The following is a 17,765-nucleotide window of genomic DNA, read 5'->3' as shown; positions in this document are numbered from 1 at the left end:
TCCGACGACCCGTTGAAGACCGGGCGTCCGCCTCGTATCGTGACGATCAAGGATGCGGCACCCGCTGCCCCGGGCCCGCGGTCCGTGGCCGTCGACCGGGGGAGGAATCGGGGTGTTCCCGCCTGTTTCCCGGGTTGTCGCGGCGCCGGCCGCTTTCCGGGTGTGCCGCTGACGCGTGTCGTTCCGGCGGATGCGGGCCACTGGATCCCCATACGCCTGCGGTGAGTTATCGTATGCGGGGGGTTGGAAACAAACCGCATGTCCCGTTCTTTTGAGGTGCGAGGAGGGGTCCGGGGATGGCGAGGCAGTTACGCGCTGAACAGACCCGCGCAACGATCATCACGGCCGCCGCCGACCTGTTCGACCGGCATGGCTACGAATCCACCAGCCTGAGCGATATCGTCGCACACGCGAAGGTCACCAAGGGCGCTCTGTACTTCCACTTCGCCGCCAAGGAGGACCTGGCCCACGCCATCCTGGAACTCCAGTCCAAAGCGGCGCGACAGCTCGTGGCCGACGTCGAGAGCCGTGGCGGCTCGTCGCTGGAGACCCTGATGCGCACCACGTTCGGGATCGCCCGGCTCGCCGTGGAGGACCCGGTGCCGCGTGCCGGGCTGCGCCTCGCGACCGCGGACATCACCGTACGGCCGCCGCTGCGGCATCCGTTCACCGAGTGGCTGGAGTTCGCCACCCGCAAGTTCAGCGGAGCCGTCCGGGAAGCCGATGTGCACGGGGACCTGGACGTCGGGATCGTCGCCCACTCCCTCGTCTGCTTCTTCATCGGCACCCGGGTCGCGGGCCGTTCGCTGGAACCGGTCGGACGGCTGCCGCGCCGGGTCACCGAGATGTGGCACCTGGTGATCCGCGGTCTGGTCCCGGTGCACCGCCGCCCCCGCTACGTCACCCTCGCCACGCAGCTCGAACGGGAGGTCCGTGCCTGCTGACGCCGGAGCGGTACGGTGACGGGCATGCCCGACACCGTGTCCGCGCCCGTGATCCTCGGCAACGAACCCGGCTCCTTCCCGCACAGCGTGCTGGCCGAGCGGCACCCCGCGATCATCCGGCAGGTGCGCGACGACCTCCCGTACGGCCCCGCACAGCACCGGGCGCTGGACGCACTGCTCCACGGCTGCGCCGAGGGCACGGTCGAGCCGCTCGCCGACACGGCCCCGGACCGGGACCGGTGGCGGGAGTGGGGCCTGCCCGAGCACACCGGGCGGTCCTGGTACGACGTGCCCTGGCTGTGGTCGGAGAGCTACTTCTACCGCCGGCTGCTCGACGCCGTCGGCTACTTCGGTCCGGGCGCCTGGCAGGGCGTCGACCCCTTCCGTCCCGCCAAGCGCGCCGAACTCGACGCCCCGGAGACCACAGAGGAACTGGCCGCCCTGGAGGACCTCACCGGCCTGCCGGAGCCCGAGCGGGCCCGCGCCCTGCTGCACGGCTCGCTCTGGGGCAACCGCGCCGACCTCGGCTTCCGGCTCTCCGCCGCGAGCGCGGGCGTGGACGCGGGGGAACCGGCTCCCGCGCTGGTCGCCGACGACAGCGAGACCCTGTGGTCGCTGCTGCCGCCCGGCGGAAGCGGCACCCTCGTGCTCGTCGCCGACAACGCCGGCCGCGAACTGGTCCCCGACCTCCTGCTGATCGCCCACCTCCTGGCCGAGGGCCGTGCGGCGCGGGCGGTGCTGCACGTCAAGCCGTACCCGTACTACGTCTCCGACGCCACCACCGCCGATGTGGCCGACGCCCTGCGCCGGCTGCGCGCGGCCCCCGGCCCGGCCGCCGGCCATGCGCGCGTGCTCTGGTCGGCCATGGCCGACGGCCGGCTCACCGTCCGCGCCCATCCCTTCTCCTGCGCCCCGCTGCCGTACGCCGAGATGCCGGACGACCTGCGCGCGGAGTTCGCCGCGGCCACCGTGACCGTCGTCAAGGGCGACCTCAACTACCGTCGCCTGGTGGGCGACCGGCGTTGGCCGCCCACCACGTCCTTCCAGGAGACCACCGCCTACTTCCCCGGCCCGGTCGTCGCGCTGCGCACCCTGAAGTCCGAGGTGATCACCGGTCTGTCCGCCGCGACCGAGGCCGCGCTGGTCGCGGCCGAGGGGCAGCGCTGGCGGACGAGCGGCACACACGCGCTGATCCAGGCCGGCCCGCGGCAGTGACCTGACGCGCCCCGGGCGCCGCCGTGCCGCCCCTCGCGGGCGGGTCCGGGCGCGCGGGCGGACCGGCCGTCCACGGCGGATACCTCGCGGGCGCCGTCGCCGCGCACCTCGCGGGGCGGCACGAAGCAGGCCATGCGCCCTCCGTGGCCTGCGCGCGGACCCGGCAAGGGCACCAACGCCACACCGCCCCGGCGGAGTTCCCGCTTTCCCGGGCGGTTCACGCGATGGTGTGATCATGTGCCGCCGGACGGATGCGGGTTCCGGACCACGGGTAGGGCCCGGCCATGACGCAGCCGTTCGAACTCCCGCGCTTCTACATGCCGTATCCCGCGCGGCTCAACCCGCACCTGGACGAGGCCCGGACCCACTCCACCCGGTGGGCACGCGACATGGGCATGCTGGAGGGCTCCGGGATCTGGGACCAGGCCGACCTGGAAGCGCACGACTACGGGCTCCTGTGCGCCTACACCCATCCCGACTGCGACGCGACCGCCCTCTCGCTCATCACCGACTGGTACGTGTGGGTGTTCTTCTTCGACGACCACTTCCTCGACATGTTCAAGCGCACCCAGGACCGCGCCGCCGGCAAGGCGCACCTGGACCGCCTGCCGCTGTTCATGCCGCTCGACTCCGACACGCCCGTGCCCGAGCCGGAGAACCCGGTGGAGGCGGGCCTGAAGGACCTGTGGGCGCGGACGGTGCCGGCGATGTCCGACCACTGGCGCCGCCGTTTCGCCGTCTCCACCGAGCACCTGCTCAACGAGTCGATGTGGGAGCTGTCCAACATCAACGAGGGGCGGATCGCCAACCCCGTCGAGTACATCGAGATGCGCCGCAAGGTGGGCGGCGCGCCCTGGTCGGCCGGGCTCGTGGAGTACGCGACCGCCGAGGTGCCCGCCGCCGTCGCCGGCACCCGGCCGCTGCGCGTGCTCATGGAGACGTTCTCCGACGCTGTCCACCTGCGCAACGACCTGTTCTCCTACCAGCGCGAGGTCGAGGACGAGGGCGAGAACAGCAACGGCGTGCTCGTCCTGGAGACGTTCTTCGACTGCACCACGCAGGAGGCCGCCGACACCGTCAACGACGTCCTCACCTCCCGGCTGTACCAGTTCGAACACACCGCGCTCACCGAAGTCCCCGCCCTCGCCCTGGAGAAGGGCCTCACGCCCGGCGAGATCGCCGCGGTCGCCGCCTACACCAAGGGACTCCAGGACTGGCAGTCCGGCGGCCACGAGTGGCACCTGCGCTCCAGCCGGTACATGAACCAGGGCGCGCGGCCCGCCGCGCCCTGGCAGACGCCCGGCGGCCCCGGCACCTCCGCCGCCGACATCGGCGCCCTCCTCGCCGCCGCCGCGCGGGACCGCCTGCGCGCCTACTCCCACGTGCCGTACCAGAAGGTCGGCCCGTCCCGCATCCCCGACCTGTACATGCCGTTCGAACTCCGGCTCAGCCCGCACCTGGACGCGGCCCGGCACCACCTCGTGGGCTGGTGCCACCGCATGGGCATCCTCCAGGAGGGCGTCTGGGACGAGGACAAGCTGGCCGCCTACGACCTCGCGCTGTGCTCCGCCGGCCTGGACCCGGACGCCACCCCGGAGGCCCTCGACCTCAGCGCCTGCTGGCTCGCCTGGGGCACCTACGGCGACGACTACTACCCGCTGGTGTACGGCCACCGCCGGGACCTCGCCGCCGCCCGGCTGACCACGGCCCGCCTCTCGGCGTGCATGACCGTCGAGGGCGAACCGTCCCTGGTCCCCGGCAACGCCATGGAACGCGCGCTGACCGACCTGTGGGCGCGCACCACGGCCGCCATGACCACCGCCCAGCGGCGCACCCTGAAGACGGCCGTGGACAAGATGACCGAGAGCTGGGTGTGGGAGCTGTCCAACCAGCTCCAGAACCGCGTCCCGGACCCGGTCGACTACCTGGAGATGCGGCGCGCCACCTTCGGCTCGGACCTCACCCTGAGCCTGTGCCGCATGGGCCACGGCCCCGCGATCCCCGCCGAGGTGTACGCCAGCGGCCCGGTGCGCTCCCTGGAGAACGCCGCCATCGACTACGCCTGCCTCCTCAACGACGTCTTCTCCTACCAGAAGGAGATCGAGTACGAGGGCGAGATCCACAACGCCATCCTGGTCGTGCAGAACTTCTTCGGCGTCGGCTATCCGGCCGCGCTCGGCGTCGTCCACGACCTGATGACCCAGCGCATGCGGCAGTTCGAGCACGTGACCACGCACGAACTGCCCGTGCTCCACGACGACCTGGGACTGTCGGCCGAAGCCCGCGCCGCGCTGGACGGCTATGTGGCGGACCTGCGCAACTGGCTCGCCGGAATCCTCAACTGGCACCGGGAGGTGAACCGCTACAAGGCCGAGTGGCTCGGCCGCCGCGCCCACGGCTTCCTGCCCGGCAGCCCGCCCGCCGCGCCGCGACTGCCCCTTGCCCCGTCGTTCGGCTGACACAGGGCACTACGGACCCCGGTCCGGTACGGCACGCGGACGGCGACACCGTCCGTGCGGCGCGCGGACGGCGACACCGCCCGCACCCGCCGGGCGCGGCCCCCGGGACGCCTTCCCCGGCGCGGGGAGGCCGGTCGCGGGGGGCCGCTTCCGCGGGGCGTACGGCGGCAAGCAGGCGCGGGGGCGTGGCCCGCCGGGCAGACTCACCCTTTCGTGTCTCGCCGCGACCCGCGCCGCCCGGAGGCGGCACACGCCCCGCCGTCCGCCCCGGGCGCGGGGACACCGGCGGCGGGGAGGCGGGCGCGCCGGTGACCCGGCGCCGCCCGAGGCGCCGGACGGCCACGCACCAACGGCCCCCCTGCACGACGCGAAACCCGCTGGTGACCCTCCGTCCCACGGATCATCATGAGTGCGTGCCGCACCTCTTCGCAGCGGATCGAGGAACACCTGTTCCGGCGACCGGCTCGCGTGGCCCCGTCCGGGCGGGCAGGATGCTGCCCGAGACGCCATCGACCCGCTGCCCCGGCAGCGCCCGGAGGTCCGGATGACCGGTATCACGCCCGCGCCCTTCACCGTCGCCGACTACCGGGCCCGCATGGAGCGCGCCGTGCGCTCCGCGGCCGGCGCCGGCCTCGCCGGGCTGCTCGTGGCCCCGGGCCCGGACCTGACCTGGCTCACCGGCTACACGCCCACCGCGGTCACGGAACGGCTCACCGTGCTGGTCCTCGCCCCCGGCCGGGACCCCGTGCTCGTCGTGCCCACCCTGGAGGCCCCGGACGCCGAGCGGGCGCCCGGCGCCGCCGCGCTGACCCTGTGCGACTGGACCGACGGCAAGGACCCCTACGCCGTCACCGCCGCCCTCCTCGACGGCCACGGCCGGTTCGGCATCAGCGACAACACCTGGGCGATGCACCTGCTGGGCCTCCAGCGGACCCTGCCCGGCACCTCGTACGCCGCCCTCACCGACGCCCTGCCCATGCTGCGCGCGGTGAAGGACCCCGCCGAACGGGAGCTGCTGGCGGCGGCCGGCGCGGCCGCGGACGCGGCGTTCGAGGAGATCCGGAAGGTGCCCTTCGCCGGCCGCCGCGAGTCCGACGTCGGCCGGGACCTGGCCGGGCTGCTGCGCCGCTTCGGCCACGAGCAGGTCGACTTCACCATCGTCGGCTCCGGGCCCAACGGCGCCAACCCGCACCACGAGGTCGGCGACCGGGTCATCCGGCCCGGCGACATGGTCGTCCTCGACTTCGGCGGCCTGAAGGACGGCTACGGCTCCGACACCACCCGCACGGTCCACGTCGGCGAGCCCACCGAGGAGGAGCGCCGCGTCCACGACGTCGTGCGCGCCGCACAGGAGGCCGGATACCGGGCGGTGCGCCCCGGGGTGCCCTGCCAGGAGATCGACCGCGCCGCCCGCGCGGTGATCACCGACGCCGGGTACGGCGCGCACTTCATCCACCGCACCGGGCACGGCATCGGCGTCACCACGCACGAGCCGCCGTACCTGATCGAGGGCGAGGAGCAGCCGCTCGTGCCCGGCATGTGCTTCTCCGTGGAACCCGGCGTCTATCTGCCCGGCCGGTTCGGGGTGCGCATCGAGGACATCGTCACGGTCACCGAGGACGGCGGCCGCCGCCTGAACAACACCACCCGCGAGATGGTCATAGTGGAGTGAGACGGCCAGGGCGACCCCTCCCCGACGACACCGGAACGGCGACGCGCGCACCCATGACCCAGGCACCGACCCCCACCGTGGACACCGTCCGCAGACTGGTCCGTTCGCTGCTCAAGGAGAGCGGCGGCGTGGGACCCGAGGTGCGGCCCGTGGCGGAGGACCGCGCACACATCTGGTGGGTCGGCGACCGCCATGTGCTGCGGCTCGCGCCCGACCGGGAGGCGTCCGTCCGCCGCCGCCGGGAACTGCGCCTGCGCGAGCTGGTCCGCCCGCACGTGCCGGTCGCTCTCCCGGTCAGCGTCGCCCACGGCGACTGGGCGCCCGGCCTGGCCTACACCCTGGACACCCGGGTGCCCGGCGGCACGGCCGACGAGCACGACGTCTCCGCCGTCGGCGAGGCCGACCTGGCCGGGCTGCTCGGCGGACTGCGCGCGGTGCCCGTGCGCCAGGCCGAGGCCCTCGGCGTGCCCCGCGCCGCGCCCCGCTCGCTGGAGGCGCTGCGCCGGATGGCCGTGCACGCGGCCGGCCGGCTCGCCGCCGCCGACGAGTTCGACGCCGGCCGGCTGCACCAGCTCACCCCGCCCGGCGCGGCCCAGCTCGCCGCGCAGGCCGGCACCGCCGTCCTCACCCACCACGGGCTGACCGGAGCGCACGTGGTGGTCAGCGACGACGGCCGGGTGCGGGGCGTCCTGGACTGGACCGCGGCGGCCCTCGGCGACCCGGCCGAGGACATCGCCGGGCTCGCCGTCGCCGTCGGCTCCCCGGCGGCCGTCCGCGCCGCCACCCTCGCCGGCTACGGCGTCCGCCCCTGCCTGCGCGGCCTGTGGCTCGCCCGCTGCGACACGGTCATCGCCCTCACCGGCCGCCTGGACGGCCGCACGGGCGGCTCCCCGGCGCTGCTGCGGAGCCGCCTGCGGCGCGCCTGGGAGCCGATCCTGCTGGAGCGGGTCACCGACCTCCCGGCGGACGAGCCGGAACCGTAGGGAGCCGCTCAGAGCTGCCTGAGCACCACGCACGACTCCCCGGGCACCTGGAGCAGTCCGTCCGGGCCCGGCGCCGCCACCGGCTCCCAGGCCGCCAGCACCTCCGCCCGGCCGGAGCCCAGCGGGATCGCCGCGGTCCCCGCGCCGAGGTTCACCGCCACCCGCACGTCCCCGCGCCGGAAGGCCAGCCAGCGGGCTTCCGTGTCGTAGGCCACCTTCGTGTCGGCGAGGTCCGGGTCGGTGAGGTCGGGCTCGGCGTGGCGCAGCGCGATCAGCCGCCGGTACCAGGCCAGCACGCGCGCGTGCGGCTCGCGTTCCGGCTCCGACCAGTCCAGGCAGGACCGCTCCCGGGTCGCCGGGTCCTGCGGGTCCGGCACGTCCTCCTCGGCCCAGCCGTGCGCCGCGAACTCCCGCCGCCTGCCCCGCCGTACCGCCTCCGCCAGCTCCGGGTCGGGGTGGTCGGTGAAGAACTGCCACGGCGTGCCCGCCGCCCACTCCTCGCCCATGAACAGCATCGGCGTGAACGGCGCGGTCAGCGTCAGCGTGGCCGCGCAGGCCAGCAGCCCGGGGGAGAGGCGCGCGGCGAGCCGGTCGCCCTGGGCGCGGTTGCCGATCTGGTCGTGGGTCTGGCTGTAGCCGACCAGACGGTGCCCGGCCGTCCGGGAGCGGTCCAGCGGACGGCCGTGGCGGCGGCCCCGGAAGGAGGAGTACGTGCCGTCGTGGAAGTAGCCGCCGGTGAGGGTCTTGGCGAGCGCGGCGAACGGCTCCCGCGCGAAGTCGGCGTAGTAGCCCTGGGACTCACCGGTCAGCGTGGTGTGCACGGCGTGGTGGAAGTCGTCGTTCCACTGCGCGTGCAGTCCGAGGCCGTTCTCCGCGCGCGCGGTGATGAACCGCGGGTTGTTCAGGTCCGACTCGGCGATCAGGAACAGCGGCCTGTCCACCTCGGCGGCCAGCGCGTCCACGGCCGCCGACAGCTCCTCCAGGAAGTGGCACGCGCGCGTGTCGTACAGCGCGTGCACCGCGTCCAGCCGGAGCCCGTCGAGCCGGTAGTCCCGCAGCCAGGCCAGCGCGCTGCCGAGGAGGAACGCGCGCACCTCGTCGGACCCGGGCGCGTCCAGGTTCACGGCCGAGCCCCACGGAGTGGTGTGCGTGTCCGTGAAGTACGGCCCGAACCGCGGCAGATGGTTGCCGGACGGGCCCAGGTGGTTGTGGACCACGTCCAGGACGACCCCCAGCCCGAGACCGTGCGCCCGGTCCACGAAGCGCTTCAGCGCGGCGGGCCCGCCGTACGGCTCGTGCACCGCCCACAGCGACACGCCGTCGTAACCCCAGCCGTGCCGCCCCGGGAACGGACACAGCGGCATCAGCTCCACATGGGTGACGCCCAGGTCCACCAGGTGCTCCAGCCGCTCCGCGGCGGCGTCCAGGGTGCCCTCGCGGGTGTACGTGCCCACGTGCAGCTCGTACAGCACCGCACCCGGAAGCCCGCGCCCGGACCAGCGCGCGCGCCACTCGTGCCGGCCGTGGTCCACGACCGCGCTCAGCCCGTCCGGGCCGTCCGGCTGGCGGCGCGAGCGCGGGTCGGGCAGCACGGGGCCGTCGTCCAGCGCGAACCCGTACCGCGCGCCGTCCGCCGCCTCCGCCTCACCCGTCCACCATCCCTCACGCGCCGGATCGCGCGCCAACGCGTGCGTGGCGCCCTCGCAATGGAGCGTCACTCGGTCTGCCTGCGGTGCCCACACCTCGAACTGCACGGACGGTTCCCCTTCGTCTGTTCACCGTGATGTCCCGCACCTCATCGTGCCGTCCGGGACGATCAATCCGTTCCCGAATCGCCGCCCTTCACCGACCGGCGTCGGGAAGTGCCCCTACACCCGCACCGGTTCCCCCTTTCTGGACACCCGCCCCCCGCTGTCCGACAATCACCAGCGTGACGTCGTCCTTCGAGTTCTCCACCTACCCCGCGCGACTGTCCGACGAGGAACGGGACAAGGCGCTGCGGGTGCTGCGCGACGGCGTCGCCATGGGCCGGCTCTCGCACGACACGTTCGTGCGCCGCATGGAGCTGGCGCTCACCGCGCGCCGCTCCGACGAACTCGCCGTCCTCGTCGCCGACCTGCCCCAGGAGAATCGCTTCTCCCGTGCGGTCCTCGGCACCGTCGAGGCCGTGTCCGGGTTCACCGTACGGCTGCGCCGCGCCTGGCAGGCCGAGCGGCTGCCCAAGCTGCTGCTGCCGCATCCCGAGCACACCCATCCGCTGCGCATCGGCCGCGACCCCGCCAACGGGCTGCGCCTGAACCACGACACGGTCTCCCGCGTGCACGCCGAACTCCGCCGCCAGGGCGGCCTGTGGGTGCTCAGGGACCTCGGCTCCACCAACGGCACGACCGTCAACGGCCGCCGGGTGACCGGCGCGGTCGTCGTCCGCGAGGGCGACCAGGTCGCCTTCGGCAGAATGGCGTTCCGGCTCGCACTGCACTAGGGCCTCTCGTGCGGACCACACCGGACTTGCGGACCTTGATCCGGCCTGGTCCCCAGGGTGCCCGCTAATTTCGTTGAGCCCACGCCCTGCCATCGTGTTGGCTGGCGGCACCGGACTGTCAGTACCGCAGGTGTCTGCCGGCTGTAGCAGGGAGTTGAACGTGCAGGACGTTGTTGTCGACCCCGTGGCCCACAATCGGGCGGCCTGGGACAGGTATGTCCAAGAGGGCGGCGAGTGGTCGAGGCCGGTGAGCGCCGAGGTGGTCGAGCGCGCCCGCAGGGGCGACTGGTCGGTCGTTCTCGTCGGGCATGAGCCAGTCGACCGCTCCTGGCTGCCGACGGACCTGACCGGCAAGGACGTGTTGTGCCTGGCCTCCGGCGGTGGCCAGCAGGGTCCGATCCTCGCCGCCGCAGGGGCACGGGTCACCGTGTTCGACAACTCGCCCCGCCAGCTCGGCCAGGACCGGATGGTGGCGGCGCGCGACGGACTCGAACTGCGCACCGTCCTGGGCGACATGCGCGACCTCAGCGCCTTCGGCGACGCGTCATTCGACGTCGTGTTCCATCCGGTCTCCAACCTGTTCGTACCGGACTTGGCACCGGTGTGGCGTGAGTGCTTCCGCGTCCTGCGACCGGGCGGGACTCTGCTCGCGGGCTTCCTCAACCCCGATGTGTACTTGTTCGACCACGAGGCGCTCGACGAGCGCGGCGAGATGATCGTCGTGCACAAGCTGCCCTACAGCGATGTCACGCAGTACTCCGCCGAGGAACGCGCCACGAAGTTCGGCGCGGATGCCGCTCTCGAATACAGCCACACCCTCACCGACCAGATCGGCGGGCAACTCGCCGCGGGGTTCGTCCTCACCGGCTTCGCGGAAGCGCCGCACCAGTCCAACGCATCCGCTTCATACATGTCGAACTACTTCGCGACGCTGGCGGTCAAGCCAGGCTGACCCGGCCGTGGGACCGCATGGCCAAGGGGAGTGCCGGGCCCGCGGCCGGTTCTCTTCGAACGGACGGTCGCTCGCGGGTGCGGATCCTCCCGATCGGGTGAGCCGCGCTGCGGAAGACCGGCCGCCGTGCCGATGCAACGGACATGACTCTCCTCACCCGAGCGGCAGCGGCGGCCGGCGCCCTGCTGGCCGCCGCCACCCTCCTCACCACGGGCCCCGCCCAGGCGGCCTCCCCCGACGCCCTCCGGGGCACCTGGCTCCACCTGACGGTCGCCAAGGGCGAACCCCGCACCGGCGCTCCCCAGCGCGCGCTGCTGCTGTGCGACCCGCCCCGGGGACACGCCCACGCGGCCGACGCGTGCCGTGAACTGACCACCGCCCGCGGCGACATCGGCCGCATCCCGGCCCAGAACGTGTTCTGCCCGCTGATCTACGCCCCGGTCACCGCCCGGGCCCGCGGGCAGTGGAACGGCCACGCGGTCGACTTCCGCGAGACCTACACCAGCGCCTGCGTCCTGAAGGCCCGCACCCGGCACGTCTTCGCCCTCGACGGCTGACCCGCGGCCCCCGGCCGGGTGGCGCGGGCCGGCCCCGGCTCACGCCACCCGCTCCCGCGCCTGCCGCGCCGCCACCAGCACCGTCCGGGACTGGTGCTCCACCTGGTGCTCCAACGGCACCCAGCGGGCCCGGAACCGCTGGGCGAAGGCGTCGCACCAGGCCGCCACGAGCCGTTCCAGACGCGGCGCCGCCCGGTCGTCCGCCTCCCGCAACACCCGGAGCAGCATCGACGCGGCCCGCAGCGGCAGCCGCCGCCCGAAGGCGTCCACACTGCCGACGTACGCCATCGTGGAGCCCGCCGGGGCGGTGTGCGTCCAGTCCTCGGCCAGGCCCGGGATCAGTTCCAGCGCCCACTGGGCGGCCCGCAGCAGCGGCCCGTCCAGGCCCTCCAGCCGGGGCAGCGACTCGGCGAGGATCCGCTCCACCTCCCGGGCGTCCCGCAGCAGCCGGGCCGCGAGCTGCCGCAGCGCCGCCGCCGGCGCCGGATGCGGGGCCGGGTCGTCCACCAGGTCGCTGGCCCACATCGGCACCTCCACCACGGCCGTCAGACCGCCGTAGCGGTGCGCGTGGTACCAGGTGCTGTGCCGGGCGTCGTCCGGCATGCTCGGATAGGCCGCGCCGGACTCCGGGCCGGGCATCACATGCACCCCGGGACCCGAGGCCGGCCAGCCCGCCGCGTCCGAGGCACCCGTCTCCACCGGTATCCGCAGCTCCGCCGCGGACTTGGCGAACGGCTCGGCCAGACCCGGCACGTCCTTGGTCAACTGCACCCAGCTGCCGCCCAGATCGGTGCCGTGCAGCGTCACCTGGAGGTACGGCCGCAGCTCGTCGATCACCCCGGTCAGCGTCCGGGTCTCGGGCGGCAGCCGGTCCGGCGGCAGCACCGACGGCGACCACTCCGGCTGCTCCGCGCCCGTCGGCCGGTAGAAACCGAGGTGGTAGTCGAGCAGGCTGCGCGGCGCCGGCGTCACATGCAGGCTTGCGCCGTCCGGGTCCGCGCACAGCAGGAAGTGCCAGGAGGTGCCCGCCCGCAACTCCCGGTCACCCGAGACGCGTTCGGCGAGCACCCGCAGCGTGGAGCCGCCCGTCGGCTCGTTGGCGTGGGCGCCGGCGACGACCAGCACCGCACGGCGGGCGTGCCCCACCGACAGCAGGTGCAGGGGTCTTCCCGCGCGCGAGACGCCCACCTGGCGCAGCGCGCACAGCCCGGGCTCCCGGGCCGCCAACGCGGCGGCGTGGGCGACCAGTTCGGGAACACTGGGATAGCGCGGCTCCGGCAGTGGACTCACCCCCGACTCGTCCGCCCGGTTTCGCCCTCCCAGTCCCGCACGCGGCGGGTGAACTGTCAAGCAGTCGGCGGGCCTCCCCGGGGCGCCCGGAAGCGGGGACCCGCGGGCGTCCGGGTCCCCGCGGGCCGGGAGCGCACCACTGGTGCGGCAGACCACGGCTGCGACGGGCGGCGCGTGAGCGCGCCTCCGGCGCGCACCGGTGCGCTCGGCGATCGACGCGCTCCGTCCCGCCGGAGGCCGACGCGGGTCCGGGCCCGCGAGCCCGGCCTTCTTTCCGCGCCGCGACCCGCCGCGACCCGCCTCAAGCCGTCCCGCCAGTTCCTCTCAGTCCTCCGCGATCCGCTCCAGCAGGGCCACCGGCAGCGCGTCCAGCAGGTCCGCCACGCGCGCGTGGCCGGTGAACTCCCGGCCCGGTGCGAGCACGTCCGCCCAGCGGCCGGGCGGCAGCGGCAGCAGCGTCTCCCGCCAGCCGCCCGCCTCCGCGAGCCGCAGCGACAGCCGGGTCACCACCGTGACCACCTCGCCCGAGCGCGCGAACGCCACACAGTGCTCGGCGGCCGGGCCCTCGGCGGTCAGCGGCTCGTACGTCCCGCGCGCGCCGAACGCCTCCGGGCGCCGGGCGCGCAGCCGCAGCGCCGCCGCCGTCAGCGCGTCCTTCTCGCCGGGCACCTCGGGCGGGAACGCCGCCGGCCGCCGGTTGTCCGGGTCCACCAGCGCCCGGAACTCGCCCTCCGCGCCCTGGTACACGTCCGGTACGCCCGGCATCGTCAGGTGGACCAGCGCGGTGCCCAGGACGTTGGCCCGCACCTGAGGCTCCAGCGCCTTGCGGAAGGCGGTCACCCGCTCGCCGGGCGGCCCGCACGGACCGGCGGCGACGAAGGCCGCCACCGCCTCCTCGTACGGCGGCTCCTGCTCGGTCCAGCTCGTGTACATGCCCGCCTCGCGCACGTGCTTCAGCAGCGCCTGCCGTACCCGGTCCTCCTCCGCCGGGCCCAGTCCGAACACCGTCTGCCAGGCCGCCCAGGCGAGCTGCCCGTCCGGCGCGCCCCCCTCGGCCCCGCTCACCTCGGCGAGCAGCCGGACCCAGCGGTCCGGGCACTCGGTGAGCACGGCCAGCGCGGCGCGCACGTCCGCGCTGCGCTTGGTGTCGTGCGTGGTGACGACGGTGCCGGTGAGCGGCCAGTCGCGCTGCACGCGCGCGCAGTACGTGTGGAAGTCCTCCGGGTACGTCCCGGGGCTGCCCGGGTCACCGCCCACCTCGGTCGCCGACAGCAGCGGCACGTAGCGGTAGAAGGCGGTGTCCTCCACCGACTTGGCGCGCAGCGCGGACGCGGTCTGCGCGAACCGGGTGCGGAACTCCACCCGGTCGGCGTGGTCCGGCGCCGACGGGTCGGGCGGCTCCACCAGCAGCCGGCGCACGATGCCGACGGCCTCGGCCTCCTGAGGCACCACGAACGCCAGCCGGGCCTCCGCTGCGGCCTCCTCGGTGATCACGGCGGCGGCGTCACCGGAGGCGTACGGCCGGTAGACCCGCATCCGGACGAGCAGTTCCTCCACGGCCGTGCGCAGTGCCCAGGGAGCGCGGTCGCGCAGCGACAGGTCGGGCGAGACGGCGCACAGCCGGGCGGCCACCCGGGTGAGCCGGTCGGTCTCCGCGGCCAGCTCGTGCGTGAGGACCTTGTACGCGGCCCGCCGGACCGTGGCCTCCCAGTTGCCGCCCCGGTCCGTCTGCGGCGCCGCGAAGGCCCGGTAGCGGCCGAGCAGCTCGTACGCCCCGGTGCGGTCCGTGAACAGGCCGTCGATGTGGCGCAGCGCGTCGTAGCCCGTGGTGCCCGCCACGGGCCAGGAGGGCGGCAGGTGCTCGTCCTCGGCGAGGATCTTCTCCACGACCGTCCAGCGCCCGCCGGTCGCCTCGTGCAGCCGCGCGAGGTAGCCGTCCGGGTCGGCGAGCCCGTCGGGGTGGTCGATCCGCAGCCCGTCGAACACGCCGTCCGCGAGCAGCCGCAGGATCGTGGCGTGGGTGGCGTCGAACACCTCCGGGTCCTCCACCCGCAGCCCGATCAGCTCCGAGACGCTGAAGAACCGCCGGTAGTTCAGCTCGGTGCGGGCCAGCCGCCACCACACGGGCCGGTACCACTGGGCGTCCAGCAGCTCCGGCAGCGGCAGGTGCGCGGTGCCCGGACGGAGCGGGAAGACGTGGTCGTGGTAGCGCAGCACGTCGCCGTCGGCCACCAGGTGCGCCAGTTGCGAGCCGACCGGGCCGCCGAGCACCGGCAGCAGCAGCCGGCCGCCCTGCGCCTCCCAGTCGATGTCGAACCAGCGCGCGTACGGCGACTCGGGGCCGTCGCGCAGCACCTCCCACAGGGCGCGGTTGTGCCGGGGCGCCAGCGCCATGTGGTTCGGCACGATGTCCGCCACCAGGCCGAGCCCGTGCTCCCGCGCGGTGCGGGCCAGCGCGCGCAGGCCCGCCTCGCCGCCCAGCTCCTCGCGCACGCGCGAGTGGTCCACGACGTCGTAGCCGTGCGTGGAGCCCGGGACGGCCTCCAGGACCGGGGACAGGTGCAGATGGGAGACGCCGAGCGACGCCAGGTAGGGTACGGCCGCTTCGGCGGCGGCGAACGGGAACGCGGGCTGGAGCTGCAGCCGGTAGGTGGCCGTGGGCACCCCCGGCCCGGGTCGCGCAGAAGTCATGGGAACCTACGTACCCCGCTCGCCGCGTTTCGTGTCACCGACGGGCCCCCGGATCCCGCGGGCGTGTCGGGGACGGCGGGACGGCTTCCGCCATCCGGGTGATCAGCGCGGCGGCGGAGGCCCTGCGGCCCCGCCGCGCCCGTACGCCCGACGGCGTACGCGGAGGGCACGGCGTACGCCGAAGGCGCGCGGCACGCGCCCCCGCGCACGCGTGCCCGGCGTACGGCGCCGCCGGTGTGCCGCGCTCCTCACTCCGACGGCCGGCGCAGCACCGTCAGGCTGTGGTCCTCCAGGGTGAGGCGGTCGCCGGCCGCGACCTTCTCGCCCGTCCCGGGCGGTGCCCCGTCCGGGCGGGCGGTGTCCACCACCACCTCCCACTGCCGGCCGTGGCCGGCCGGCACCAGGAACTCCAGTGGCTCCGGCGAGGCGTTGAACATCAGCAGGAAGGAGTCGTCGGTGACGCGCTCCCCGCGCGGGCCGGGCTCGGAGATGGCGTCGCCGTTCAGGAACACCGTCAGCGCGGACGCCTGCGCCGCGTTCCAGTCCGGCTGGGTCATCTCGGCGCCCTGCGGGGTGAACCAGGTGAGGTCGGACAGCTCGTCCTGGGTGCCCTCCACCGTCCGGCCGTGGAAGAAGCGGCGCCGGCGCAGGACGGGATGGTCCCGGCGCAGCCACACCATCGCGCGGGTGAACCGCAGCAGATCGCTCTCCAGGGACTCCGGCCAGTCCACCCAGGAGATCTCGCTGTCCTGGCAGTAGGCGTTGTTGTTGCCGCGCTGGGTGCGGGCGAACTCGTCGCCGTGGCTGATCATCGGCACGCCCTGGGACAGCATCAGCGTGGCGACGAGGTTGCGCATCTGCCGGGCGCGCAGCCGCAGCACCTCCGGATCGTCGGTGTCGCCTTCGGCCCCGCAGTTCCAGGACCGGTTGTGGCTCTCGCCGTCGCGGTTGTCCTCGCCGTTGGCCTCGTTGTGCTTGTCGTTGTACGACACGAGGTCGCGCAGCGTGAAACCGTCGTGGCAGGTGACGAAGTTGATGGAGGCCAGCGGGCGCCGGCCGTCGTCCTGGTAGAGGTCGGAGGAGCCGGTCAGCCGGGAGGCGAACTCGGCGAGCGTGCGCGGCTCGCCCCGCCACAGGTCCCGGACCGTGTCCCGGTACTTGCCGTTCCACTCGGTCCACAGCGGCGGGAAGTTGCCCACCTGGTAGCCGCCCTCGCCCACGTCCCACGGCTCGGCGATCAGCTTCACCTGGGAGACCACCGGGTCCTGCTGCACCAGGTCGAAGAACGACGACAGCCGGTCCACCTCGTGGAACTGCCGGGCCAGGGTGGCCGCGAGGTCGAAGCGGAAGCCGTCGACGTGCATCTCGGTCACCCAGTACCGCAGCGAGTCCATGATGAGCTGGAGGACGTGCGGGGACCGCATCAGCAGCGAGTTTCCGGTGCCCGTGGTGTCCGTGTAGTAGCGCGGGTCCTTGGCGAGCCGGTAGTACGACGGGTTGTCGATGCCCTTGAAGGAGAGCGTCGGGCCCAGGTGGTTGCCCTCCGCGGTGTGGTTATAGACCACGTCGAGGATGACCTCGATCCCGGCCTCGTGCAGCGCCCGGACCGCCGACTTGAACTCCAGCACCTGCTGGCCGCGGTCGCCCCAGGAGGCGTACGCGTTGTGCGGGGCGAAGAAGCCGATGGTGTTGTAGCCCCAGTAGTTGTTCAGGCCCAGGTCGGACAGCCGGTGGTCGTGCACGAACTGGTGCACCGGCATCAGCTCCAGCGCCGTCACGCCCAGCTTGGTCAGATGGTCGATGATCGCCGGGTGGGCGAGCCCCGCGTAGGTGCCGCGCAGCTCCTCGGGGAGTCCGGGGTGACGCATGGTCAGCCCCTTGACGTGCGCCTCGTAGATCACCGTGTGGTGGTACTCGGTGCGCGGCGGGCGGTCGTCGCCCCAGTCGAAGTACGGGTTGATCACCACCGACGTCATGGTGTGCGGCGCCGAGTCCAGGTCGTTGCGCCGCTCCGGAGCGTCGAAGTGGTAGCCGTAGACCTCCTCGCCCCAGCGGATCGACCCGCTGATCGCCTTCGCGTACGGGTCGAGCAGCAGCTTCGCCGAGTTGCAGCGCAGCCCGCGCCCGGGGTCGTACGGGCCGTGCACCCGGAACCCGTAGCGCTGTCCCGGCATCACCCCCGGCACGTACGCGTGCCGCACGAACGCGTCGCTCTCGCGCAGTTCCACCGCCGTCTCCGAGCCGTCGTCGTGCAGCAGACACAGCTCTACTCGGTCAGCGGCCTCCGTGAAGACCGCGAAGTTGGTTCCGGCGCCGTCATAGGTGGCACCGAGCGGATACGCCTCTCCAGGCCAGACCTGCATGAATACGACTCTCCCAGGTGTGCCGTCCGGCCGGGGCCGCACCGGCCCCGAGTGTTGTCCGAAAGTGAGGCAACCTCTTTCGGCTCACCCGCCTCTCACCCGTCGACCCGTGCGCACGGCGTTTCTGGTACCCCTCACACGCGGAACCAGCAGGGCC

General features: G+C 73.8%; 12 protein-coding genes. 8 read left to right on the top strand and 4 right to left on the bottom strand.

Features of this window, described 5'->3' with window-relative positions:
- Positions 1-296: 296 nt before the first annotated feature.
- The 5 genes from ACZ4SV_RS11805 to ACZ4SV_RS11785 all read left to right on the top strand — a co-directional run bounded on the left by ACZ4SV_RS11805 (position 297) and on the right by ACZ4SV_RS11785 (position 7,273).
- The gene (locus ACZ4SV_RS11805) at positions 297-944 is read left to right on the top strand and encodes a ScbR family autoregulator-binding transcription factor (protein WP_365883776.1); all 648 of its coding nucleotides are present in this window, start codon (positions 297-299) and stop codon (positions 942-944) included.
- Between the two features lie 24 nt (positions 945-968).
- The gene (locus ACZ4SV_RS11800) at positions 969-2,159 is read left to right on the top strand and encodes a damage-control phosphatase ARMT1 family protein (RefSeq protein WP_468003550.1); all 1,191 of its coding nucleotides are present in this window, start codon (positions 969-971) and stop codon (positions 2,157-2,159) included.
- Between the two features lie 284 nt (positions 2,160-2,443).
- Positions 2,444-4,618: a germacradienol/geosmin synthase Cyc2 gene (gene cyc2, locus ACZ4SV_RS11795; RefSeq protein WP_468003548.1), complete on the top strand. Its 2,175-nt coding sequence runs from the start codon at positions 2,444-2,446 to the stop codon at positions 4,616-4,618.
- A gap of 544 nt (positions 4,619-5,162) precedes the next feature.
- Positions 5,163-6,290 (top strand): M24 family metallopeptidase, encoded by a 1,128-nt coding sequence (locus ACZ4SV_RS11790; protein WP_397948005.1) that lies wholly within the window; start codon positions 5,163-5,165, stop codon positions 6,288-6,290.
- 53 nt (positions 6,291-6,343) lie between these two features.
- A complete protein-coding gene (locus ACZ4SV_RS11785) occupies positions 6,344-7,273 on the top strand; it encodes a phosphotransferase family protein (RefSeq protein WP_468003545.1) in 930 nt (309 codons plus the stop codon).
- An 8-nt stretch (positions 7,274-7,281) separates the two neighbouring features.
- On the opposite strand, the gene treZ is transcribed toward ACZ4SV_RS11785, so the two are convergent.
- Positions 7,282-9,027 (bottom strand): malto-oligosyltrehalose trehalohydrolase, encoded by a 1,746-nt coding sequence (gene treZ / locus ACZ4SV_RS11780; protein ID WP_468003543.1) that lies wholly within the window; start codon positions 9,025-9,027, stop codon positions 7,282-7,284.
- A gap of 176 nt (positions 9,028-9,203) precedes the next feature.
- Between treZ and ACZ4SV_RS11775 the strand changes: the two genes are divergently transcribed.
- The 3 genes from ACZ4SV_RS11775 to ACZ4SV_RS11765 all read left to right on the top strand — a co-directional run bounded on the left by ACZ4SV_RS11775 (position 9,204) and on the right by ACZ4SV_RS11765 (position 11,264).
- Positions 9,204-9,755, top strand: a complete 552-nt coding sequence (locus ACZ4SV_RS11775) for a DUF1707 and FHA domain-containing protein (RefSeq protein WP_365871819.1) — start codon at positions 9,204-9,206, stop codon at positions 9,753-9,755.
- A 160-nt stretch (positions 9,756-9,915) separates the two neighbouring features.
- The gene (locus ACZ4SV_RS11770; RefSeq protein ID WP_468003541.1) at positions 9,916-10,707 is read left to right on the top strand and encodes a class I SAM-dependent methyltransferase; all 792 of its coding nucleotides are present in this window, start codon (positions 9,916-9,918) and stop codon (positions 10,705-10,707) included.
- A 143-nt stretch (positions 10,708-10,850) separates the two neighbouring features.
- Positions 10,851-11,264, top strand: coding sequence for an SSI family serine proteinase inhibitor (locus ACZ4SV_RS11765; RefSeq protein ID WP_468003539.1), 414 nt, complete (start codon positions 10,851-10,853; stop codon positions 11,262-11,264).
- A 39-nt stretch (positions 11,265-11,303) separates the two neighbouring features.
- Here the strand turns inward: ACZ4SV_RS11765 and ACZ4SV_RS11760 are convergent, their stop codons facing one another.
- The 3 genes from ACZ4SV_RS11760 to glgX all read right to left on the bottom strand — a co-directional run bounded on the left by ACZ4SV_RS11760 (position 11,304) and on the right by glgX (position 17,608).
- The gene (locus ACZ4SV_RS11760) at positions 11,304-12,554 is read right to left on the bottom strand and encodes a M14 family zinc carboxypeptidase (RefSeq protein ID WP_468003537.1); all 1,251 of its coding nucleotides are present in this window, start codon (positions 12,552-12,554) and stop codon (positions 11,304-11,306) included.
- Positions 12,555-12,878: 324 nt separating this feature from the next.
- Positions 12,879-15,245 carry a malto-oligosyltrehalose synthase gene (gene treY, locus ACZ4SV_RS11755; RefSeq protein ID WP_468003535.1) on the bottom strand — a complete coding sequence of 789 codons (2,367 nt, stop codon included), beginning with the start codon at positions 15,243-15,245 and terminating at the stop codon, positions 12,879-12,881.
- Between the two features lie 248 nt (positions 15,246-15,493).
- Positions 15,494-17,608: a glycogen debranching protein GlgX gene (gene glgX / locus ACZ4SV_RS11750; protein WP_468003533.1), complete on the bottom strand. Its 2,115-nt coding sequence runs from the start codon at positions 17,606-17,608 to the stop codon at positions 15,494-15,496.
- Between the last annotated feature and the right edge of the window lie 157 nt (positions 17,609-17,765).

The organism is Streptomyces sp. NPDC027672 (genome assembly GCF_055566335.1).
This window is presented reverse-complemented; position numbering and strand designations above follow the sequence as displayed.

What these genes read in the sequence shown, in the direction of transcription:
- ACZ4SV_RS11805 (WP_365883776.1), top strand. Translation starts at nt 297, where the DNA reads ATGGCGAGGCAGTTACGCGCTGAACAGACCCGCGCAACGATCATCACG.
- ACZ4SV_RS11800 (WP_468003550.1), top strand. Translation starts at nt 969, where the DNA reads ATGCCCGACACCGTGTCCGCGCCCGTGATCCTCGGCAACGAACCCGGC.
- cyc2 (WP_468003548.1), top strand. Translation starts at nt 2,444, where the DNA reads ATGACGCAGCCGTTCGAACTCCCGCGCTTCTACATGCCGTATCCCGCG.
- ACZ4SV_RS11790 (WP_397948005.1), top strand. Translation starts at nt 5,163, where the DNA reads ATGACCGGTATCACGCCCGCGCCCTTCACCGTCGCCGACTACCGGGCC.
- ACZ4SV_RS11785 (WP_468003545.1), top strand. Translation starts at nt 6,344, where the DNA reads ATGACCCAGGCACCGACCCCCACCGTGGACACCGTCCGCAGACTGGTC.
- ACZ4SV_RS11765 (WP_468003539.1), top strand. Translation starts at nt 10,851, where the DNA reads ATGACTCTCCTCACCCGAGCGGCAGCGGCGGCCGGCGCCCTGCTGGCC.
- treY (WP_468003535.1), bottom strand. Translation starts at nt 15,245, where the DNA reads ATGACTTCTGCGCGACCCGGGCCGGGGGTGCCCACGGCCACCTACCGG.
- glgX (WP_468003533.1), bottom strand. Translation starts at nt 17,608, where the DNA reads ATGCAGGTCTGGCCTGGAGAGGCGTATCCGCTCGGTGCCACCTATGAC.